General features: G+C 61.5%; 15 protein-coding genes and 1 pseudogene. 4 read left to right on the plus strand and 12 right to left on the minus strand.

Annotated elements, in window-relative coordinates:
• Nucleotides 1-19 precede the first annotated feature (19 nt).
• The 12 genes and pseudogenes from V5B40_RS21525 to V5B40_RS21580 form a co-directional block, all read right to left on the minus strand.
• Nucleotides 20-1015: a C45 family autoproteolytic acyltransferase/hydolase gene (locus tag V5B40_RS21525; RefSeq protein WP_434735900.1), complete on the minus strand. Its 996-nt coding sequence runs from the start codon at nucleotides 1013-1015 to the stop codon at nucleotides 20-22.
• A gap of 20 nt (nucleotides 1016-1035) precedes the next feature.
• Nucleotides 1036-2493, minus strand: coding sequence for a biotin carboxylase (locus tag V5B40_RS21530; protein ID WP_291996457.1), 1458 nt, complete (start codon nucleotides 2491-2493; stop codon nucleotides 1036-1038).
• Nucleotides 2494-2556: 63 nt separating this feature from the next.
• Nucleotides 2557-5376 carry an aminotransferase class I/II-fold pyridoxal phosphate-dependent enzyme gene (locus V5B40_RS21535; RefSeq protein ID WP_332356475.1) on the minus strand — a complete coding sequence of 940 codons (2820 nt, stop codon included), beginning with the start codon at nucleotides 5374-5376 and terminating at the stop codon, nucleotides 2557-2559.
• A 104-nt stretch (nucleotides 5377-5480) separates the two neighbouring features.
• The gene (locus tag V5B40_RS21540; protein ID WP_434735898.1) at nucleotides 5481-6107 is read right to left on the minus strand and encodes an anion permease; all 627 of its coding nucleotides are present in this window, start codon (nucleotides 6105-6107) and stop codon (nucleotides 5481-5483) included.
• 100 nt (nucleotides 6108-6207) lie between these two features.
• Nucleotides 6208-6894, minus strand: a pseudogene (locus V5B40_RS21545) (SLC13 family permease); the annotation flags it as partial.
• The gene (locus tag V5B40_RS21550) at nucleotides 6891-7496 is read right to left on the minus strand and encodes a hypothetical protein (protein ID WP_332356476.1); all 606 of its coding nucleotides are present in this window, start codon (nucleotides 7494-7496) and stop codon (nucleotides 6891-6893) included. The gene V5B40_RS21550 and the pseudogene V5B40_RS21545, both read right to left, overlap by 4 nt.
• A gap of 772 nt (nucleotides 7497-8268) precedes the next feature.
• Nucleotides 8269-9102 carry a polyphosphate kinase 2 gene (ppk2, locus tag V5B40_RS21555; RefSeq protein ID WP_332356517.1) on the minus strand — a complete coding sequence of 278 codons (834 nt, stop codon included), beginning with the start codon at nucleotides 9100-9102 and terminating at the stop codon, nucleotides 8269-8271.
• Nucleotides 9103-9278: 176 nt separating this feature from the next.
• A complete protein-coding gene (gene ppk2 / locus V5B40_RS21560) occupies nucleotides 9279-10097 on the minus strand; it encodes a polyphosphate kinase 2 (RefSeq protein ID WP_434735901.1) in 819 nt (272 codons plus the stop codon).
• 244 nt (nucleotides 10098-10341) lie between these two features.
• Entirely contained in the window at nucleotides 10342-11760 is a 1419-nt protein-coding gene (locus tag V5B40_RS21565) for an efflux transporter outer membrane subunit (protein WP_332356477.1), read from the minus strand.
• Nucleotides 11753-14950, minus strand: a complete 3198-nt coding sequence (locus tag V5B40_RS21570; protein ID WP_332356478.1) for an efflux RND transporter permease subunit — start codon at nucleotides 14948-14950, stop codon at nucleotides 11753-11755. The genes V5B40_RS21565 and V5B40_RS21570 overlap by 8 nt, the downstream gene beginning before the upstream one ends.
• A gap of 6 nt (nucleotides 14951-14956) precedes the next feature.
• The gene (locus V5B40_RS21575) at nucleotides 14957-16192 is read right to left on the minus strand and encodes an efflux RND transporter periplasmic adaptor subunit (protein WP_332356479.1); all 1236 of its coding nucleotides are present in this window, start codon (nucleotides 16190-16192) and stop codon (nucleotides 14957-14959) included.
• Nucleotides 16193-16735: 543 nt separating this feature from the next.
• On the minus strand, nucleotides 16736-19657 hold the full coding sequence (locus V5B40_RS21580) for an Rne/Rng family ribonuclease (RefSeq protein ID WP_332356480.1): 2922 nt from the start codon (nucleotides 19655-19657) through the stop codon (nucleotides 16736-16738).
• Nucleotides 19658-20062: 405 nt separating this feature from the next.
• On the opposite strand from V5B40_RS21580, the gene V5B40_RS21585 reads away from it, so the two are divergent.
• From V5B40_RS21585 to V5B40_RS21600, 4 genes are read left to right on the plus strand one after another with little or no spacing between them, the layout of a single operon-like run.
• Nucleotides 20063-21055 (plus strand): RluA family pseudouridine synthase, encoded by a 993-nt coding sequence (locus tag V5B40_RS21585; RefSeq protein WP_332356481.1) that lies wholly within the window; start codon nucleotides 20063-20065, stop codon nucleotides 21053-21055.
• Nucleotides 21039-21695, plus strand: coding sequence for an HAD-IA family hydrolase (locus V5B40_RS21590; protein ID WP_332356482.1), 657 nt, complete (start codon nucleotides 21039-21041; stop codon nucleotides 21693-21695). Before V5B40_RS21585 ends, V5B40_RS21590 begins: the two co-directional genes overlap by 17 nt.
• On the plus strand, nucleotides 21674-22033 hold the full coding sequence (locus tag V5B40_RS21595; RefSeq protein WP_332356483.1) for a Rieske (2Fe-2S) protein: 360 nt from the start codon (nucleotides 21674-21676) through the stop codon (nucleotides 22031-22033). The genes V5B40_RS21590 and V5B40_RS21595 overlap by 22 nt, the downstream gene beginning before the upstream one ends.
• 59 nt (nucleotides 22034-22092) lie before the next feature.
• Nucleotides 22093-22986 (plus strand): S49 family peptidase, encoded by an 894-nt coding sequence (locus V5B40_RS21600; protein WP_332356519.1) that lies wholly within the window; start codon nucleotides 22093-22095, stop codon nucleotides 22984-22986.
• The last annotated feature ends 26 nt before the right edge of the window (nucleotides 22987-23012 follow it).

Here is a 23012-nt window from a genome sequence, read left to right on the forward strand (position 1 = left end):
AATTGGTCACCGGTCGGCTTCAGTTCGGGCCGCTCGGGAACACGATTTCGCGCTCGCCGGCATGCGGCGCGAGCACGGACTGCTGCCAACGCTGGTCTTGCCAGAGCAACTCGACACGGCGGTCTGTCGGTTGGTACACGGCACTGTACAGCGTGCCGTAACCGCGTCGGTAACTGGTCTGGAACAGCGGCGGCTGCAGCAGTGCTGTCGTGAGTTCCAGCAAGGAATGCTTTTTGTCGACCAGATGTTCCAGAGCGGCGAAGCGCTCGACGGCACAAGTTGCCTTGGCGTGCTGCGGCCAATCGACCTTGTGCTGGAAGTTGGTGACCGCCCGCCGGCGACTGACATAGGGGGCTTCGTCGGGTCCGACGAACACGGTGGCCCAATTTCCGGAAGTGTCAAGCAGCGTGATGCTGTACGACATGTGTACGGGGAGGCGTTTGAGGATCGCGCAGGCATCCTCTACCGTGCTCGATACCTCCAGCACGTAGCGCATCACCAGCGGGATGCCGAAGCCCTTGCCGGTTTGCGTTCTGCCGCCGAAGCTCAGTGAAGCGGCCAGGCCCGCCTCGTTCATGCCATCCAGCGCTCCCCATAGACAATCGCCCATGGCCAGCACCCGCTGGCCGCACCAGCGGGTGGCCAGCCAGTTGCCTTCCAGCAAGGCCGGGGCGTAGTCGTAGTTGCGCACCAGCGCCGGGTTTTGGGCGCCGCAAGGATCGATCCACACTGCTTGCGAGCAACCGGCAATATAAGCCGGCGGGCACCACAAGGAAAGCGCGCGCGCCTCAATGTCGCCACCGCCGGCCAACTCGACCAGTCGCTCCCAGGTGGGCACCAGCTCCGGCATGTGCTGGCGCAGCGCGCGCCGGCTTTCAAGGTAGCTGGGGCGATCGAAGACGCCGCTGCGCAGGTACCAGTCGCGGTAACCCGGCCAGCAGCGTTCGAAAAGCGCCTGCCACGAGGGGCCGGGAGCGTCCTCGACCAGCGCCGTAAATCGCTGGTGGATAGGCAGGTCCGCGTGCGGCACGGCGGTCAAAGGATCTTGAACGCGCCGGGCTCCGGTGCCGCCTCGTGCTCGGTGGTAACGATTGGTTTGCCGGCATAGTACTGCTTGATGCCGCGAATCCAGTCACGGGCGCGCAGGTTGAGCTTGAAGTTATCGTCCATCGAACGGCCACGCGTAATCAGGATACCGAGGTCGGCGCCCTCATAGCGATAGTCACCCGAACCGGTGATGCGCAGGAAGAAGGCCTCGCGTTCGCTGTCGATCGCCTGGCGGTTATAGTCGAAGCGCTGGAAGCTGACGCTGCCATCTTCGCTCATGCGGTAAATGCCGGTGCCCGGCGCGTGCGTGACCTGATCGACGTTCTTGTCAGTGTACTTCATCACCACCTGCGACCACGAATCGATGAAGTGCGGCTGTGCCCAGCGCTCGTTGATTTCGCTGACGTTGAGATCGAAGGGTACGCCCGAGAATTCCAGCAGGTGGAAGAGGAAAAGCGGCGCATCGGCATAGGCAAAGGCCGCGTGGTTGGTCATCGGGCTGGCTCCACAGACGCGTGGGTTCAGTTCGCCGAGATAGACGTCGCCGCTGTCCTGGTCGATCAGGAAATCGAGGTCGAAGTACCCTCGGTAACCTTCCTCGATCAACTGGTTGCCAAAACGCTCGGTCATGTCTCTGACCTGGGCGCGCACGGCTTCCGAGAAGGAACCGGGGAAAACCTCGTTGCCACACCAGCCGCCCTTGTAGGGCGTCAGTTCGCTGGCACCGACGACTTCGGTAAGCATCGGTCCGACCAGCGTTCCCGACTGCGTGGCACAGGCTTCGAGCGTTGCCCCACGGCAGTTGATGCGCTTCATGATCTTGATTTCAGGATCTTTGCAGATATCTTCCTTGTGCTTGTTGAAATCGTCTTCGCAAGAGATGAAGAAAGTCGTGTGGCCGGAATCACCGAAGGCTGACTGCAGGACCAGGTGCTTGCCCAGTCCGTGGCGCTCGGCAATTTCCATAAGGTTGGCGAAGCTGCTCACCTTCTCGAGCGCGTTCGGTACCGACAACACGCCGGCCTTGTTGCCGATGCGTACCGTCTCCATCTTGTTGTCGCAACGCTGGCGCAGTTTGGCCGGCGGAAACCAGACTTCCATGCCGAGTTCCTTGGCCAGCTCCTCGGTCTTTTCGTCAAACATCAGGAAGGTTGCCGCCGGGCTGCCACCGCGGCGCTCAATGAAGTCGATCACGTCCTTGTGCTGCAACATGTGGTTGTTGATGTCTTCGATCGACGTGAACTCGTCGTGCGGCGTCTCCTGCGGGACGAAGACGTTCGGATGCCGGCCATCGAAGCAATCGATGTAGCTGATGAAGCGGAAGCGATTCACCCACTGGTCGATTCCCAGCAGATTGAAGTTGGTGGCGCTGATGAAATAGATCGGTCGCTCGTTGCGATGAAACATGAGCCGCAGGTCGGAAATTGTCTTTACTTTGAAAGTCATTATTTTCTCCTCTTCGTTGTCACCACAAAAAGACTGCTGTGTTGGCGCTCGCCAGCGGTCATTTCATTCGCCTTCTGCCGCTTCGGCGCTGGCATTGACCTGCGCTTTCCAGACTGCGTTTGCCTGCCCGGCCAGTTCGAGTGCCGGTTCGGTAAAGATGCGAAAGCCCAGTTCAGGCCGGAAACCATGGATTTCGCGCACATCGAGTGCCTGCATGAATTGCAATATTTCGGCACTGATCACCTGTCCCGGTACGAGAATCGGGAAGCCCGGCGGGTAAGGGATGACGAACTGAGCGGAGACGCATTCGCGTGCGTTCCTGATCGCCTTGGCCGTATCGTCCATGGTCAGGTACTCGCAGTTGGCATCATCGTAGCTAAGGAAGAAGGCGCTGCGGACGTCGCCATCGCGCGTCTCGCTCTGCCCGTCCAGGCTGTGGCCGCGGAAGGCTTGGTGGAAGCACGAGAAGTTGGGCAACGGCGGCAGTTCCTGGGTGAGGGAGCGCACGCGTTTTTCATGGATACGAAGTTCCGGAGTGCTCATGTCGCGCACCCTGTTGTCCACGTCGCGGGCGATCTTGACCAGCACGCCGAGCAGGTAGGCGATCGTCGAGCGGGTGGTGCCGATGTTGGTCATGAACAGCACTGTATTGCGCGAGGTCTTGTTGATCTGGATGTCGTACTTGTCCATCAGATACTTGTTCTTGATGGTGTCGCCATCCATCCCGGTCAGGCCGATAGCCAGCGTGGCGCGGCTCGGGTCAAGCGCAAACTCGTCCGACTGCCAGGCTTTCAACAGGTTTTCCCAGCCGGTCTCCATGTTGTACAGCGATTCGACGTGCGACTCGCGAAACTCCTCCGGCACCATGTCGGTCACGGTCAGGAAACGGAAGTGGCTGTTGAGCTGGGGATTGGCGGCCACCTGGTCGCGCAGGTTCATCGCCAGCTCGAGCTGGCGCTGCACCAGTTCGTAGCCTTCCATTTCCACTTGCCGCCGCCCGACATCGAGGGTCGCGAGGATCTGGTAGTTGGGCGAAGTCGAGGTGTGCGTCATGTAGGCTTCATGGAAGGCTTCCTCGGCCTTGTCCTTGAAGTCCTGGTCCCAGACGTGGATCATCGAGCCCTGGCGCAGCGCGGTCAGCGTCTTGTGGGTCGAATGCGTGGCGTAGACGCGCACCCGCGCCTTGCCGGGGTCGGGCAGCAGGCGGGTGTTCAGGACTTTCTCGTCGTCAGCCCAGTCGGCCTCGTCAAAACTGCTGGCGAATTCCGCATAGCGTTTGGCATAGGCCTCGCTCTTGAACATCTCGGTCAGCTTGGCGGCGGCACCCATGGCCGTGCGTGGGCGGTAGACCGGGTGGAAACGCGCGAAGGCGAACCACGCCTCGTCCCACAGGAACACCAGGTCAGGCTTGATGGCCAGGCACTCGAGCATCAGCCGCTCGACGTTGTAGACGATGCCATCGAAGGTGCAGTTGGTCAGCAGCACCATGCGTACGCGGTTCAGCGTCCCGGCGCGGCGCAAGTCGAGCAGCGTTTCCTTGATGTGGCGAATCGGCACCGCACCGTACATCGAGTACTCGTGCAGCGGATAGGCCTCCAGGTAGGTGACCTGTGCGCCGGCCAGGACCATCCCGTAGTGGTGCGATTTGTGGCAATTGCGGTCAACCAGAACAATGTCGTCGGGCCGGACGATGGCCTGGACAACGACCTTGTTGGCCGTTGATGTGCCGTTGGTGACCAGGAAAGTGCGGCGTGAGCCGAAGGCCCGCGCGGCATACTCCTGGGCCAGTTTCAGCGAGCCCGTGGGTTCGAGCAGCGAATCGAGCCCGCCTGAGGTGGCCGAGGTCTCGGCCATGAACAGGTTCATGCCATAGAATTGGCCGAGGTCGCCGATCCAGTTCGAATTCATGATCGACTTGCCACGCGCCAGCGGCAGGGCGTGGAAAACGCCGGTAGGCTGCTTCGCGTACTTGCACAAGGCGTCGAAGAACGGGGTGTGATAGCGCTCGGCAACCCCTTGCATGATCGAATGGTTGAGTTCGAGCTTGTCTTCTTCGCCGAAAAATATGCGGTTGAAGGTTTCCCCCGCCTTCGCGGCTACGTCTTCGACATTGACGTCGGTGACCAGATAGAGATCCAGCTCCGGGCGCAACTTCGCGATCTGTCGACCGAGCAGCGGACCGCGCTCTGACTCGGGCAGCAGCTCGCCGTCGACGTCCGCACCATCAATGTAGCGCCGCCCGACGAGTTCGCGGAAGTAGCGCGACCGGTAGGGAAAGCCGTAGCGGATCACCACTGCCTGCAGGTTGAAGTTCACCCACGATGCAACCAGTGCATCCTCAAAGGTCGGCACGACGACCACGTCGTAAACGAAATCGTCGTCAGGTCTGCGCTCGTTGCGCACCTGGCGATGCAGCGCTTCCTCTTCTTCGACCAGCATGTCGTCGACGACCAGAACCTCGAAGTATGGGCAGCGCAGCTGCGCCTGATACTCCTGCTCGCTTTCGATCTGCGAGGGCAAATCGGCATCGTTCTTGGCCCCCGTGCCCTCGTGGCGATAGGTCAGCGAGGCCAGCGTGCGATGAAAGCGGCGAGCGATGATTGCGGCATGCGCCAGATTGCCGCGATCGATGTGGCTACAGAGCTCGGCGAAGGCGCGGCGGCCTGGATACGCCCAACAGGCTTCAATCGGCCGCAAGGCTTCGGTCAAGGCGCCGATCTTGGTCAAGCGCTCTTCCCGACCGGGGTCATCCTGTGCCAGCTTGGCGAGCTGCGAGAGGACGTCGACCAGCCCGATCCAGCTTTCCGATCGTACGTCCCAAACGCTGCGGTGGCGACTCAATGAGGTCGAGTCGGGGCCAGCGGTGCCTGAATCTAGGTTCATGACTTGTCTCCAGAGGTGCTGGCGGTCGTTGCCGCCGGCTATGTGGGCTGCTCGATCGCGCTACCCGTGGCGAGCGCGGGTAGCGCCTCCGCGGTCTGTTCGGACTAGCCGACCCAGAGTATCCAGGGGGTGCCGATGACCAGAAACACCAGGGTGCAGAAGGCGGTTGTCGTCAGCCCCAGGCGGTACAGTTCGCTCTGCTTGAGATAGCCGCTGGCGACGAAGATGATGTTCTGGCTGCCGCCTTGTGGCGTAATGACCGAGAAGTAGCTACTGGCAAACAGCAGCGCGTAGGCCATCAAATGGACGGGAACGCCCGACTTCACGCCGACGTCGAGAAACACCCCGAGCAGCGCCAGAACCTGCGCGTTCTGACTGACGAAACCGAAGTGGAGCAACACATAAATGACCAGCAAGGCAACGTAGGCGACCGGCCAGGCGAGGCCTTCCAGCCCGACAGCCAGTCGCTCGCCGACGTAGCCCATGAAGCCCATTTCGTTGAGCTGCCCACTCATGCCAAAAAGTATGGCCAGCCAGATGAAAGTGACCAGCGTGCCGCCCTGCTTGTTGATGTCTTCAAGCGTCAAAACGCCGCTGATCATCAGCGTGGCGAGACCGGCCAGGGCAATTGCCGTCAGGTTCAGCTTGTAGGGAGCCGCCAGTATCCAGCCGGTGACCATGATCACGAAAGTCACCGCCGTGATCCACTCGTTGCGCGACATCGGCCCCATTGTCTGCAGTTCTTTGCGGGCGATGCCTGGAGCTTCCGGAGTGGCGGTGATTCCTGGCGGAAAAACACGATAGAGCAGCAGCCGGGAGCAGGGCGATCACCACCAGACAGGGTACGCTGGAGGCAAGCAGCCAGGAGCCGAAATCAATCCTCATCCCGTGTTCGGCGGCGAGTGCTGCTCCGACCGGGTTGCCCGAGGTGGCGGTGAACCACAGTGCCGAGGTGATGGCCAGGCTGGCCATGCCGCAAAACATCAGGTAGCCGCCGAGGCGTCGCAGGTTCTCGTCGTCGGGTGTCGAGCCCCTGCTTTGCGCCAGGGCCAGGATCACCGGGAAGAGAACGCCACCGCGTGCGGTATTGCTCGGGAAGCCGGGGGCAATCAGGGTGTCGGTAATGAAGATGCTGTACGCCAGGCCGAGCGTCGATTTCCCGAACAGCGAAATCACATAGAGACTGATGCGTTTGCCGAGTCCGCTCTTGACCACCGCCTGCGAGACCAGGAAAGCGGTCACCACCAGGAGCACGATGGCGTTGGCAAAGGCACCGTAGGCCTTCTCCGGAGTCAGTGTGCCGGTGAGCACGACGATCGCACAAGCCAACACCGCCGAAGTGAAGAGCGGGAAGACATTGAGGACCACGGAGGTGATTGCCGAGGCGAAGACGGCAAACAGATGCCAGGCCTCAACGGTCAGGCCCGCGGGAACCGGCGCGAACCAGAGGCCGAAAAACATGATCAGGAGGATCACCAGTTTCACGATCCTTCCCGTTCCGAAAGCGGCTGTACTCATTGTTGACCTCCTGCAGTGGTGGGAGCAACCGCACTGGGCGACCCGAGGCGAGCCCAGCCATTCAGATCGACGACCCGGCCGGTCAGTTCGCTGCCTTCGAAAGCGCCGATGCGCTTCCATTTGAAGCTGTATTCACCGCTAACGCCGGCGTAGCGACCGGTACCGCCAATAAGCTTGCCTTCGATCAGCAGGCCCGGGCCGAGCCCTTCACCGCTTAACTCGCTGAAGACCTTGTCGCCCTTCTCGTCGGTCCACACGCTGCGCCCCTGCAGGCCGGTGGTAGTGTCGGAAAAGCCGATGACCTGGGCTTGGAAACCGCGATTTATTCGCTGCTTGCCGTTCAGCAGCAGCGAACCGCTGAGTTGGAAAATGACGGCTTGCTGGCCAGGTCCGAGGTCGAGGACTTGGCGTGTGCCGATGGTTGTCCAGTCGCCGGTGAAGCCTTGCTTCTCGTCGGTCGCCACGGTGCCCTCGGTGCTTGCAGCGCTAACTTTCGTCGCCGGTGGCGTCGCTGGCTGGCCGCAGGCGGTCACCAGTAGCACGCCGAGCAGGGCAATGCTTCTCGCGCAATGGTGTTTGCATGATGCATGTGGAAAACGCATAGTCTTGCCTCCCGTCGGTAAAAGAAGCGGCAAAACGCAAGCGACCGGTTCCTACGACCTCTGTAGGTGGCCCCCGCGTCCACTGCTTTGAAGACTAGCACTTTGTCTTTTGGCTAGCGAATATTTTTTTTGAGCATCAACTGCCCCGATGATTGCCAACGTCTTAGTGGTCTGTCGTACTGTGGAATCCAGAATATGCCATATGCAGCATAGGGATTGAATGCCGTTGTTATCGGAAAGCTCGCCGATTTGCGGTCGTCGAGGCACAAGAGGATGGCTGCGGGATGCTGTGCTATGGCATTCCCGCGGGGCTGTACTTCCCGCTGGCCAACACGCTTGCTTCGCCAGCGGGCAGGCCGTCATCGTCGGTGGTGGCACGCTGACCTACAAGGGCGAAGTCCATGACTTCAAGATTGGTGGCCTCACCACAGGAGTAAACGTCGGCATGTCGACGATGAGTGCCGCAGGCGAGGTCTACGACCTGACGGACGTGGCCAACTTTCCGGGCACCTACACGATACTCGACGCAAGCGCGAGGGTGGGCGGCGGGGTTGGTGAAGAACGAACACGGCGTAATCATGAAGCTGACGTCGCGTACAAAGACCTTCAGCTGAACGCGGGCTCGGCAACCGGCGTCACTGTCACGATGAAGCAGGTCGCCTCGGCGCGTTGCTCTACTGGCGACACAGCGTTTCGCGCACCCCGGCATGAGCGAAGGTCCGCTTGTCGCGGCGGCCTCGGCCCGTTCGGGAAGCAGCCGGTCAGCGATGCTTCAGAACATTTCCGGGATGTACTTCACGGGATGGTCGCTTTTCTGGTACTTGCCAGCGCTTTGCCGTTTGGGCAGCTTGATGTCCAGTGGCTTGGCCACTTCGTAGGGGATGCTGCTCAGGATGTGCTTGATGATGTTCAGGCGCACCCGCTTCTTGTCGTCGGATCGCGCCGCGAACCACGGCGCCCATTCGGAATCGGTGGCCTCGAACATGTCGTCCCGGCTTTGCGAATAGTCGTACCAGCGGCTGTACGACTTGAGGTCCATCGGCGACAGCTTCCAGCGCTTGCGCGGGTCGGTGATGCGCGCTTCGAGGCGGCGCGTCTGCTCGTCCATGTCGACTTCCAGCCAGTACTTGAGCAGGATGATGCCGTTCTTGCTGACCATGAGTCTTTCGAACAGGGGAGCTCCCTTGAGGAAATCCTCGACCTGCTCGTCGCTGGCGAAACCCATGACGCGTTCGACGCCGGCGCGGTTGTACCAGCTGCGGTCGAAGATCACCACTTCGCCGGCTGCCGGCAAGTGCGGCAGGTAGCGCTGCACATACATCTGGGTCTTCTCGCGCTCCGTTGGCGCGGGTAGCGCGACGACGCGGAAAACGCGCGGGCTGACGCGGCCGGTGATGGCCTTGATCGTGCCGCCCTTGCCGGCGCCATCGCGGCCTTCAAAAACGATGACCACCTTGAGGCCTTTCTGGATTATCCATTCCTGGAGGTGCACCAACTCGGCTTCGAGCTTTTCGAGCTCCTTCAGGTAGGCCTTGTTCGACAACTTTTTGTGCGTCGAGGCCGCGGCCGTTTCGGCCGCGTCGCTGTTCAATGCTGCCAAGGGCATGTCGGGACTGATGTTGCCCAGGATTTTGCCTTTCTCTTGTGCCTTCTTTTTCTTGCCCATCGTTCCGATCTCTCCAATCGCTGTTGTCAACAGAAAAATCATCTTGCCACCAGAAGCCGGGTTATGCCGCCGCGCAAGCACGTCGGCGGCAAGGCCCTGCCACCACGGTTCGCCGCCTAAAAGACTTCCGGAACGTACTTCAGAGACAGCTTGGGTTCCTTGTAGTCGCCCTTCTTCTGCCTTGCTGGCAGCTTGATCTTGGGAGTCTTGGGTACTTCGTAGGGGATGCTGCTCAGGATGTGCTGGATGATGTTCAGGCGAACGCGCTTCTTGTCGTTGGAGTTGGCGACGAACCAGGGTGCCCAATGGGTATCGGTTTCCCTGAACATTCGGTCGCGCGAGCGCGAATAATCGTACCAGCGGCTGAAGGACTTGAGGTCCATCGGCGAGAGCTTCCACTGCTTGCGCGGGTCGGTGATGCGTGCCTCGAGGCGCCGCTCCTGCTCGTCCATGTCGACTTCCAGCCAGTACTTGAGCAGGATGATGCCGTTTTCCTCGACCGCTGCCTTCTCGAACATCGGCGCCATCTTGAGGAAATGCTGCACCTGATCCTCGGTGGCGAAGCCCATTACCGTTTCGACGCCTATCCGGTTGTACCAGCTGCGATCGAAGATGACCACTTCGCCGGCGGCCGGGAAGTGCTCTATGTAGCGCTGTACGTACATCTGGCTCTTCTGGCGATCGGTCGGCGCGGGCAGGGCGACGACGCGGAAAATCCGCGGGCTGACACGTGCGGTGATCGCCTTGATCGTTCCGCCCTTGCCGGCGGCATCGCGGCCTTCGAAGACCAGGATGACTTTGAGGCCTTCTCTGATGACCCAGGACTGGAGATGAACGAGTTCCGCCTCGAGTTTCTCTAGGGCCTTGAGGTAGGCCTGATTGGACATCTTCTTCTTCGCTTTCTTGGCCTTTCCGCTTACTTCGGCGCTAACGATCACCTCGGGTGTCCCGCCGACCTCCGCCTCCGGCGGCATGTCCGGATTGATGTTTTCCTCGACTGGGGATTCCGTGCTCGGTTTTTGCTTCTGGCTCATTGTCGTCTCCTTTGGATCTCTCTGAGGAACTTCCCTGCTGGAAAATCGCCGGCGATGAAACCGGCGAAAAGCTGCGGCGCCGTTCAGTGCACCGCAGATTGCCAATGACGAGGCGGTCGGCAGCGCGTCGCAAGCTCAACGACGATCACTGCCCTTCGCTCGTACCGGTCAACTTGTTGGCTTCGTTCACCCAGCCGCCGCCCATCGCCAGGTAGAGGTTGATCATCGCCTGGAACTGCGTCTGCTGCGTTTGCGTGTATTGTAGCTGGACGTTGAACAGGCTGCGCTCGGCGTCAATGACTTCGATGTAGCTGCTGTAGCCATTGTCGTAGCGCAGTCGGGCGGTCGCGGAGTACTGCTCGAGCGCCTCCACCTGCTGCTTCTGCGCCCGCAGTTGTTCGCGTGTCCGGTCCTGATCGACGAGCGCGTCATTGACTTCGCGAAAGCCTTGCTGGATGGCCCTCTGATAGGCGAACAGCGCTTGCTGTTGCACGGCCTCGGCGGACTGGACCTGGCCGGCGATGGCGCCGGCGGTGAAGATCGGCATGGTGATCGGCAGGCCGTAGCTCCACACCTTGTTGTCGCCCTGGAACAGATTGCTCAGGCTGGTGCTGGAGTAGCCGAAGAGACCGGTCAGCGAGATGGTCGGGAAATAAGCCGCCTTGGCGGCGCCGATCAGCGCATTGGCGGCGATCAGGTCCTGCTCGGCGCGCCGGATGTCGGGGCGTCGCTCGAGCAGTTCGGATGGCAGGCCTGCCGGGATCGCCGGCAAGCGCAGTTGATCGATATTCTTGCCACGCGGAATCGGGCCGGGGTTGCGGCCGAGCAGCACGCTCAGGCCATTCTCCTGCTGGGCAATTGCTTTTTCGATCGGCGGGATGCTGGCCAGCGCTTCGTCGTACTGCGACTTGTTCTGGCTCAACTCGAGCATCGAGATGACGCCACCCATGTAGCGATCCTTGAAGATGTCGTACGACTCGCCGCGGATTTTAGCCGTCGCCCGGGCAATTTGCAGCTGGCGATCGAGGTCGCGGAGGTTGACGTAGGCGCCGGCAACGCTGCCGACCAGGGACAGAATCACGCCCCGTCGGCCCTCTTCGCTGGCCAGCAGCTGCGCGCGCGCCGCCTCGGTTTGGCGGCGGATGCGGCCCCAGATGTCGATTTCCCAACTGGCGTTCAAGACGGCGTTGTAGCTGTTGTAGGTGGTGCCGTTGCCGGCGCCGATCACCACCGCGCTGATGTCCCGCTGCCGCCTCGCTTCGTAACTGGCATCCACTTGCGGGAAAAGACCGGCGCGAACGAAACCGTAGTTACCGGCGAATTCCTCGATGCGTGCGGCGGCGATCATCAGATCGTGGTTTTCACGCAGCGCAGTGCTCACCAGATCGTCGAGCACCGGGTCGTCGAACTGTTGCCACCAGGCGGTGTTGGCGAGGTCATTGGCGGCCTCGTCGCTGAGCCGCCAGGCTGGCGGCGTCTCGACCTGCGGGCGAAGGTAGTCGGGGCCGACCATGCAGCCACCGGCGAGCAGCGCGAGCAGCGCGGCAATCAAGGACTTACGCATGATGGCCATCCTCCTTTGCAGCGGCTTCCTTGACAACGGGACTGGCGTCGGGGCCGCCGCCGTGGTGTGGGGCGCTCGTGTCGCGCTTGTGCGACAGTTTTTCGACGACATAGAATGTCACCGGAATGATGAAGATCGCAATGCCGGTGGCGGCCAGCATGCCGCCGATCACGGCGCTGCCCATGACCTGCCGCGAAAGCGCGCCGGCGCCGCTGGCGATGGCCAGCGGCACGCAGCCGAGGATGAAGGCGAACGAGGTCATCAGGATCGGCCGAAAGCGCAGTTGCGCGCCCTTCAGCGTCGCCTCGGCGAGCGAAAGTTCGCCCTTCTCGTATTCCATCTTGGCGAATTCGACGATCAGGATGGCGTTCTTGGCGGCCAGGCCGATCAGCATGACCAGACCAATCTGCGCATAGACATTGAGCTCCTGGCCGCGCAAGAGCAGCGCCGCAAAGGCGCCGGCGATGGCGATCGGCGTGCCCAGCAGCACCGAGAACGGCAACGACCAGCTTTCGTACTGCGCCGCCAGGATCAAAAAGACGCAGAGCAGCGAGAAGCCGAAGATGACCGCCGGTGAGACGCCTTGCTGCGCCTTCTGCTCCTGGAACGACATGCCCATGTAGTCGTAGCCCATTTCAGTGGGCATGGTTTCGGCGAAAACCGCCTCGAGCGCTCGCATGACCTGCTCCGAACTATAACCGGGCGCCGCCGAGGCATTGATCTGCGCGCTGCGGTAGAGGTTGTAGCGCATGGTGAATTCGGGGCCGGAGATATTGCGTACCGAGGTCAACGCCGACAGCGGCACCGCCTCGCCCTTGTCGTTACGCACGTAGAAGCGACCGACATTCTCGATGTTGGTGCGGTAGTCGCCCTCGGCCTGGACGTACACCTGCCACTGCCGTCCGAAGCGGTTGAAGTAGTTGATGAAGCCGCTGCCCAGAAAGCTCTGCAGCGTCTTGTACACATCGCTGAGGATGACGCCCTGCTTGAGTACCTTGTCCTGGTCTACGTCGATGAAGAGCTGCGGCACGGTCGGCCGGAAAGTGGTCGAAACGGTGGCGAGTTCGGGGCGTTTCCTGGCCGCTTCGAGGAACTTGGTCGTGTTCTCGGAGAGGAAGGCGATGTCCTTTCCAGCCCGGTCTTCAAGAATGAAAGTCGCACCGCCCGAGGTGCCGACGCCCTGGATGGCTGGTGGCGGAAACGCAAACGCGATGGCGCCGGGAATGCTGGCCAGCCGCTTGGTCAGCTCGGCCTTAATCGCCGTGTACTGCTCGTCGGGCAGCTTGCGTTCGTCCCAGTTCTTGAGCGTGATGAAGAAGAAGGCGCTGTAGGTATTGGTCACCTGGCTGAGCATGCTGTAGCCGACGACGGTGGTCGTGTATTGGACGCCAGGGACCTTCATGATCAGCTCTTCGGCCTGGGCGGCAATTTCCGACGTGCGTTGCAGCGATGAGGCGTCGGGGAGCTGGATTGCGGCAAAGACGTAACCCTGGTCCTCATCCGGGAGGAAAGCGGCGGGGACAAGCTTGCCAAAGAAACCGGCGCCGATAGTCACAGCGACGAGAAAGAGGACGCTGATCACGCTGCGGCGAATGGCGATCCGGCAGATGCCGACGTAGCCGCCGGTGACGCGGCCGAACACCCGGTTGAAGCCGTCGTAGAATTTCTGCAACGGGCCGCTGCCCTTGACCTTTGGCTTGAGCAGCATGGCGCAGAGCGCCGGGCTCAGAGTCAGCGCGTTGAATGCGGAAATGATCACCGAGATGGCGATGGTGACCGCGAACTGCTGGTAGAGCTGGCCTGTGATTCCGGGAATGAACGCGGTCGGCACGAAAACGGCCGCCAGGATGACGGCGATGGCGATCACCGGTCCGGTGACCTCCTCCATCGCTCGCAGCGTCGCGTCCTTGGGCGTCATGCCGTTTTCGATATGATGTTCGACCGCTTCGACGACGACGATCGCGTCATCGACCACCAGGCCGATGGCCAGCACCAGACCGAACAGCGACAGGGTGTTGATCGAAAAACCGAACATCGGGAAGAGCATGAAGGTGCCGACCAGCGACACCGGCACCGCCAGCAAAGGGATCAGCGTTGCCCGCCAGCCCTGCAGGAAGACGAAGACGACGATCATCACCAGGACCAGCGCTTCGAGCAGCGTATGCTGGATTTCCTTGATCCCTTCGGTGACCGACAGCGTCGTGTCGAGGGCAATAACGTAGTCGAGGTCGGGCGGAAAACTCTGCTTGATCTTCTCCATCAGCTTCTTGGCGCCATCGGCGGCATCGAGGGCGTTGGCGCCAGGCATCTGGTAGAGGGCAACGAGGGCGGCGGGCTTGCCGTTGAGCCGGCCCTGCTGGCTGTAGGTCTGGGCGCCGAGGTCGATGCGGGCAACGTCGCCGACGCGAACGATCGAGCCGTCGGGGTTGGCGCGCAGCACGATGTTGGCGAATTCTTCGGCGCTTTGCAGGCGGCCCTGGGCGCGCACCGCGTAAGTGAACTCCTGGCCCTGCGGTACCGGTTCGGCGCCGATCGTTCCGGCCGGATTGACGGTGTTCTGCGCGTTGACGGCGTTCATGATTTCGGGAATCGTGATGTTCAGCTTGGCCAGTTGGTCGGGTTTGACCCACAGCCGCATCGCATACTGGCCGGCGCCGAAGATGGTGACGCTGGCGATTCCCTTGACCCGTGTCATCTGGTCGTTGATGTTGATGTACGCGTAGTTGGCGAGGAAAACGTTGTCGTAGGTCCCGTTCGGCGAGTAGAGCGCGAACATGACCAGCGGCGACGAGGTCGACTTGGCGACGGTGACGCCGTAGTTGCGCACATCCGAAGGCAGTTGTGATTCGGCCTGGCCTTGGCGCATCTGGGCGAGCAACTGGTCGGTATTGGCATCGGTACCGAGTGCGAAGTTGACATACAGCGTGGACTGGCCGTTGTTGGCGTTGATCGAATACATGTAGTCCATGTTGTCGACGCCGGACATCTGCTGCTCGATCGGTGTCGCCACGGCCTGTTCGACGGTCAGTGCATCGGCGCCGGTGTAGGTGCTGCTGACATTGATCTGCGGGGGAACGATGTTCGGGAACTGGGCGGTCGGCAGGCCGGCCATGGCGACCAGACCGACGATGGTCATCAGGATCGAGATGACCATGGCCACGATCGGCCGGTTGATGAAAAACTTGGACATGGCAGCTTACCCCTTGCTTTCAGGCGCAGGCGCCGCCGGTTTATCCTCGGGCTTCGTCGGCTTGGCGGCGGCTGGCGCCGGCGGCTCGAAAGGCTTGGGGTTGACCGTCATACCCGCCTTGACCTTCTGCGTTCCCTCGGCGATCACCTTCTCACCCGGCTGCAAGCCGCTGGCGATGATCCAGTCCGAAGCGATTCGCTCGCCGACACTTACCGGACGGATGTCGACCTTGTTGTCGGCGCCGACCACGGCAAGCAGGTACTTGCCCTGGATTTCGGTCACCGCCCGTTGCGGTACCAGCAGTGCACCTTCGGTGACCGACATCGTTGCCCGGATGCGGCCATACTGCCCCGGGCGAAGCAAACGCTCCGGATTCGGGAAGAGGGCCGTGGCCTTGAAGGTGCCGGTGCTCGAGTCTACCTGCCGGTTGAGCACCGAGAACTGGCCCTCATGCGGAAAGACCGAGCCATCGACGAGGATCAACTCGATCGGCACGTGCTTGCGCTGTTGTTTGGGGCCTTCGGCGAGCATGGCGCGGGCCAGGGGAAGGTATTCCCGCTCGCTGATGTTGAAGTAGACCTTGATCGGATCGACGGTCGATACGGTCGTCAGTTCGGTCGGCATGCTCGGGCTCAGCAGGTCGCCGATCTGCGCTTTGGCGATGCCGGCGATGCCCTCGATGAGAGACGTGATGCGCGTAAAGCTGAGGTTCAGCTTGGCGGTCTCCAGAGACGCTTCGGCGGCGTCAAGCGAGGCTTTGGCCGACAGTTCGGCACCGGTGGTGTCGTCGAGATCCTTCTGGCTGAGCGCGTTCTTGGCCGCCAGCGGCTTGACCCGCGCCAGATTGGCCTTCGCCGTATGGTAGAGCGCGCGTTGCTGGGCAACCAGTCCCTTCGCCTGATCGACCGCTGCTTCGAAAGTGCGTGGGTCGATCTGGAAGAGCAACTGCCCCTTTTTCACCAGGTCGCCTTCGCGATAGTTCTGCTTGACCAGGTAGCCGGTCACCTGTGGACGGATGACGGCATTGACGTCGCCATCCAGAGAGCCGATCCATTCCTGGTAAATCGGCACGTCTTTCTGCGTCACGGTGACGACTTCGACAGTCGGGGGTGCCGGCGGCGCGGCCTCTTCTTTCTTGCCACAGCCCGCCGTAAGCAGCAGTGCGACGCTGGCCAGGCTGGCAGCCGCATACCCGAGGGTACGACGACGCGCGGACGAGAAGAAGATTGGGGTAGAGGTCATGACGGCTCCTGCTTGGGACAGTTGGACTGGCTTGCTGCTGCTCGGAAAGCTTCCGAAGTTTATGAGAAGGGTCGATAGGGCAAATCGCGTCTACTTTTCCTTCTTGCGATGGGAAGGCGCATTGGACGAGAAAAGCCGGATTATAAGAGAAATCAAGGAATCATTATGCTCGACGTAGGCGCGGCAAATTCAGTTCAGTCAGTAGGCTGGTTGGAAATCAACAGCCTGGGGCCCGGGGCTCTGTAGCCGGGCCAAGGGTAGCGCAGGGAAGGGTTCTCCAGTGGGCAGTTGCGGGGAAACGCCCACCGGAGCGCTTGCCTTTAATGTGAAAGTCGCGCAAGCGACTCACGAAGCGCCCTTTTCCCCTCGCGGGAGAAGGGTCTGGGGAAGAGGGAAACGGTCATGACTTTCATGATTCTGGGTATCTCGACATGTCATGACCGTTCACTGCATGGCCGATATGTGCGGGAGGATCGGATCTTCTTGATCTATAGGCTTGTACGCCTTGGCGGAAAGAATCTCCGACCCTCACCCACGCGCGACTTACTTTTGCGTTTCGACCATCACCAGCGGCTCGTCAGCAACGGCCACGGTGGCGGGCTTGCGACGTGGCTTGCGTGCCGTCATCGATTCAGTCACTTCCTCGGCTTGCCATGACTGCGCCTTGTCGGTGTTCGTTTCGATCATCACCAGTTCACTGCGCACGTTGACCGCCGGGGTGGCGGTTGGCTGCGGACCGGACTCGACCAGATCCAGCGTTGCCGCGACGTCTACAACCACCTCTTCTGCTGCTGCCGCAGCTGCGGGGCTTACCGGCACTTCTGCGACGGAGCTCGCTTCGATGACGGGCGGCGCTGCGACTACGAGCGGTGGTTCGACGGCCGTTGGCGTTTCGGCAGCGGCGGTTATGACGGGGGCGCTTGCCTCCGCCATGGCGGCGCTTGCTTCCGGCGCGCTCGCCGTAATGACTTCGCTCGCTACTTTGGTTGTTGTTGCAGCAGCGTCGGGGTTTGCCGCAGCGTCTTCCGCATCGCTGGAGCTGACCGGCGCGGGCGTTTCGGCAAGCTTGGCCAGCAGCACCGGCGCAGGAGCAGGGGGGGCGACCGCGGGGGCGAGCTGAATGATGACTTCGGCAGGCTGCGGGCCGGTTTGCTCCGTGCTGACCGGCACCACCGGCGCGTTTGCGGCTTGCTGCGGCTCGGCCGCGGTCGGTGCCGTTCTTGCCGCTGGCGCGCTAGCCGGTGTGGCGCCACTGGCTGCCGCTTCGCTGTTCAGCAGATCGAGCTGGTTCTCGGTTTTCTCGCCGCGCTCGCGGCGACCACCGCGACGCCCACGACGGCGTGGGGCGGTACTGTTCTCGCCGGTCGCTTGTTCAGGAGCGGGGCTGTTCGGGCGCGGAGCGTGTTCTGGCTGCTGCGTGGCTTGTGCTTCAAGCTCTTGTGGCGGGGCAGACTGCTCCTTGCGCTCGCCACGCGCTTCGGAACGTCCACGACGGGGTTCGCGGGGTTCGCGGGGTTCTCGCGGCTCACGAGTTCGCGACGGTTCCGGGCGTGCCTGCGAAACGTTCTGTGGCGCTGTGGTCTCGTTTTGCTCACGATTGCCGCGTGGCGCAGGTGCTTCACGCGTCTCGTCGCGACGATTGTTGCGCGCGTTGCCGCGGCGAGGATCGCGCTGTGAGTCACGTGCCGAACTGCTGGTACGAGCGGGCCTTACCGGTACCGGTGCCGGTGCCGGTTCGGCTGGCGCTGCCTCGGGCTTGTGCTGGAACCAGGAAATAATCCGGTTCACGAAGCCACTTGCAGCGCTGGCTGGCTTTTCGGCCTCGGGCGGTGGTATTTGCGCGCGCATCGGCGCTGGTTGCGCCGCGGTAACGCCCTTGATTGCCGCTTCAGGGCGCGACGCTTTGGCGTCAGCGACGGTCGTCGCACTGGCGACGTCTGCGGTGGGCATATCGACCATGCGGTACGAGGGCTGCAGCTGCTCGTCGTTGATCTGTTCGTCCTGGCGAACGCGGACAATCGTATGCTGTGGCGTTTCGAGATGCATGTTGGGAATCAGCAGGATAGTCACTTTGTGTCGCTGCTCGATGGCCTGGACATCGGTCCGCTTTTCGTTGAGCAGGAAAGTGGCGACGTCAATCGGTACCTGGGTGTGCACCGCCGCCGTGTTGTCCTTCATGGCCTCTTCTTCGAGAATCCTCAGGATGTGCAGGGCGGCCGATTCGGTACTACGGATGTGACCCGTCCCCGAGCACCGCGGGCAGGCGATGTAGCTGGTTTCCGCGAGCGCCGGGCGCAGGCGCTGGCGCGACAACTCGAGCAGGCCGAAGCGGCTGATCTTGCCGGTCTGCACGCGTGCACGGTCAAAGCGCAGTGCGTCGCGGACGCGATTCTCGACGTCACGCTGGCTGCGCTGGTTCTCCATATCGATGAAGTCGATGACGATCAGGCCACCAAGATCACGCAGTCGCAACTGACGGGCGACTTCCTCCGCCGCTTCGAGGTTGGTTTTCAGCGCTGTCTCTTCGATGTCGGCGCCGCGCGTCGAGCGGCCCGAGTTGACGTCGATAGACACCAGGGCTTCGGTATGGTCGATGACGATGGCGCCACCCGACGGCAGGCCGACCTGACGCGAATAGGCCGATTCGATCTGGTGCTCGATCTGGAAGCGCGAGAAGAGCGGTACATCGTCGTGATAGCGCTTGATGCGGTCGACCGTCCCGGGCATCACGTGCGCCATGAACTGACTCGCCTGTTCGAAGACATCGTCGGTGTCGATCAGGATTTCGCCAATGTCCGGCTGAAAGTAGTCACGAATGGCACGGATCACCAGGCTACCTTCCTGGTAGATCAGGAAGGCTCCCTGCTGCTGATGGGCGGCTCCCTCAATGGCTTTCCACAACTGCAACAGGTAGTTGAGATCCCATTGCAGCTCTTCGGCGTTACGGTCAATGGCCGCCGTGCGGGCGATCAGGCTCATGCCCTGCGGGACATCCAGTTGATCCATCACTTCGCGCAACTCGGCGCGCTCGTTGCCCTCGACACGGCGCGAGACGCCGCCGCCGCGTGGGTTGTTCGGCATCAGTACGAGATAGCGCCCGGCGAGGCTGATGAAGGTCGTCAGCGCCGCTCCCTTGTTGCCACGCTCGTCTTTGTCAACCTGGACAATCAGCTCCTGACCTTCGCGAAGCGCTTCCTTGATCGTCGTGCGGCCGGCATCGACACCGGGCTGGAAGAAGGCGCGGGACACTTCCTTGAAGGAGAGAAAGCCGTGCCGCTCGGAGCCGTAGTCGACAAATGCCGCTTCCAGGCTGGGCTCGATGCGGGTAATGACTGCTTTATATATGTTGCTTTTTTTCTGTTCCTTGGCGGCCGATTCAATGTCCAGATCAATGAGTTTCTGACCGTCGACAATGGCGACACGCAGTTCCTCGGCCTGTGTCGCGTTAAAAAGCATGCGTTTCATAATAAATTGGGCTCCCACGCGCTCTCACGGGGGAATTGCCTGCTTCAGGCAGCGACGGATTAGCTGTTTGGTGGGGTGCTTGAGGGGCTCTCCGACAGGGCAACTAATAGGGAAATCTCGCCGACTTGTCAGTCGTCTGGCCTTTGAAATCAAGGACTCCGGAATCTGCCTGGGCCGTTCCGCAGGTGCTGGGCGCGCGCAGTTCAAGTAGTATCGCTACTTAGTGGTGAGCGTACTTAACCAGGTGAATCGCGTTGAGTGATCTTGCGCAGATTGGCGCAAGCGAGGCGGCTGAGGCCTGCCGGAAAGTGCGTCGCAATTGCTTTAGAATCGGCGCCGCTGGACGGTCTCACGGGTCAGCGCCTCTTTCAACTCAAGACGCAAAACGAGCGAAGTATATTCAAAATGGCCGAAGTTAGCAAAAGCTCCGTGATTCAGGAGCTGATCACCGAGAACGAGCACGGACAGCGCCTGGACAACCTGCTGCTGAAGAAGTGCAAGGGAGTGCCCAAGAGCCACGTCTACAGCATCGTGCGCAGCGGTCAGGTGCGGGTGAACGGACGTCGCACCGCGGTATCGTATCGCCTGCAAATCGGCGATGTGGTGCGCATTCCGCCGATGCGCACGGCGCAGGTCGATCAGGAAGTCGTGGACGGGGCGGCTCTCAAGGTGCAGCTGCCGGTGGTCTATGAAGACGAGGGCTTGCTGGTCGTTGACAAGCCGGCAGGCCTTGCCGTACATGGGGGCAGCGGGGAGAGTTTCGGGGTCATCGAGGCGCTGCGCCGGCAACGGCCGCAGGCCCGCTTTCTTGAACTCGCACACCGCCTGGATCGCGAGACTTCCGGTCTGCTGCTAATCGGCAAGAAGCGTTCGGTGTTGCTGGCCTTGCACGAGATGTTCCGTGCCGGTGCCCGCGGCGGTAGTGAGCGCGGCGCCGACAAACGCTATCAGGTATTGGTCGCCGGGCGCTGGATGGACCCGGTGCGCAAAGTCCGCTTGCCCTTGCTCAAGTATCTGCTGCCGTCCGGCGAGCGTCGGGTTCGTGTCGCAGACGACGGCAAGACGGCGCATACCGTGTTTCGGTTGCTGGCGCGCTGGGAGCATTTTAGTCTTCTCGAAGCGGAACTGAAAACGGGGCGGACGCACCAGATTCGGGTTCATCTTGCACACCTTGGCTTTCCCATCGCTGGTGACGAGAAGTACGGCGATTTTTCCCTCAATCGGACCCTCCCCAGGGAAGGGCTGAAGCGCATGTTTCTGCACGCCGCGAAAATGACGATGCCGCATCCGCAGGACGGTCACGAAATGCTGCTGGAAGCCGCTTTGCCGAGCGCCCTGGCGCAATTCTTGCGCAATGTTTCGGAAAAGGAGAGGCAGGACTATGGCGAGCCGGTTTGAATTGCTGGTATTCGACTGGGACGGCACCCTGCTCGATTCGGCGGGGGCGATTGTCGACGCCATCCAGTCGGCGTGCAGTGACCTCGGTTTGCCGATTCCGGCGGACGAGCGGGCTCGGCATGTGATCGGGCTCGGCCTGCACGATGCGCTACGCTACGCGGTGCCGAACCTGCCCGCAGAGCGCTACCCACTGATGGTCGAGCGCTACCGCCATCACTACCTGCGACACGATCACGAACTGCAGCTGTTTGACGGCGCCGCGGCCATGATCGCCGAACTGGCCGCGGCCGGTTTTCTGCTCGCCGTGGCTACCGGCAAGAGCCGGATCGGACTCGATCGCGCCTTGCACAACAGTGGTCTGGGAACCTATTTTCATGCCTCGCGCTGTGCCGACGAGTGCTTTTCCAAGCCGCATCCGCAGATGCTCGAGGAGTTGATGGATGAATTGTCGGTCGCCCCGGAGCGGACACTGATGATCGGTGATACGACGCACGACCTGCTGATGGGCAGGAACGCTGGCGTTGCTTGCCTGGCCGCAGGCTATGGCGCGCATCCAGCGGCCGCGCTGGATGCCCTGGCCCCCTTGGCCCGTCTGCAGGAGATCGAGGAGGTGGCGCAATGGCTGCGAATCAACGCCTGATCTGTCTGTCTGCCAATTTGATCGACGGCGGCGCCGGCGTTCGTTTCACCGTCCGGGGCGAAGAGAGTGAAGAGCCGGCGTTCGCGGTGCGCTTTCGTGGTCGGGTCGCGGCCTATCTCAATCGCTGTGGTCACGTAGCCGTTGAACTGGACTGGCAGCCCAATGAATTCTTCGATGATTCCAAGCTATACTTGATTTGCGCGACACATGGCGCGCTGTATTCTCCTCAAGACGGTCGCTGTCTGGGCGGCCGCTGTAACGGTAGAGGCCTGACGCCGCTAGCGATCGAAGAGCGCGATGGCGCCATCTACTACACCCCAAGCGAGCAAGAAGCGTGACTACTCCTGAAAACGAACCCCAATGGGAGCGGCAGTTGTTGGAGAAATTTGCCCTGGCGATGCTGCAGGAGCAGCGAGTGAAACGGCGCTGGGGAATTTTTTTCAAACTGATCGGCTTTTCCTACCTGCTCGCTGTGCTGCTCTTGTTCGTCGACTGGGGCGGTGGCTCGGAGAAGCTGGTCAATGGCAAGCACACGGCGCTTGTTCACATCAATGGCACCATCGCCAGCGGTGGCGAAGGCAGTGCGGAGAGTATCAACGAGGCGCTACGTTCCGCTTTTGATGATAAGGAAACTGCGGGCATCGTCCTGCGGGTCAATAGCCCGGGTGGCAGCCCGGTACAGGCGGGTATCGTGCATGACGAAATCCGCCGCCTGCGCAGCAAGCATCCACAGATTTCACTTTACGTCGTGGTCGAGGATCTCTGCGCTTCCGGCGGCTATTACGTGGCTGTCGCCGCCGACAAGATCTTCGTCGACAAGGCCAGCATTGTTGGTTCGATCGGCGTGCTGATGGATGGCTTCGGCTTTACCGGGACCATGGACAAGCTCGGAGTGGAGCGCCGGCTGCTGACGGCGGGAGTGAACAAGGGCTTCCTGGATCCGTTTTCGCCGCAGGATGCAGAGCAGAAGAAGCACGCACAGGTCTTGCTTGGCGAGATTCACCGGCAGTTCATCGAAGTCGTGCGCAAGGGGCGAGGTGAGCGTCTGAAGGAAACGCCAGAGATGTTCAGTGGCCTGATGTGGACCGGTATGCAGAGCATTCGGCTCGGGCTGGCCGACGACTTGGGTACCGTTGAGTCGGTGGCGCGCGAAGTGATCAAGGCCGAGCGGATCGTCGACTTCACGATCAAGGAAAATATCGCCGAGCGTTTCGCCAAGCGCCTGCGTGCCGACGCCGCGCAAAGTGCGGGTTCGCTGCTTGGCGCGATCGACTGGCCCGCCTTGCGTTGACTTTCGTTGACTTTCGCTGACCGGCG

Origin of the sequence: Candidatus Accumulibacter meliphilus (genome assembly GCF_036625345.1) — a bacterium.
Classification (GTDB): Bacteria; Pseudomonadota; Gammaproteobacteria; order Burkholderiales; family Rhodocyclaceae; genus Accumulibacter; species Accumulibacter meliphilus.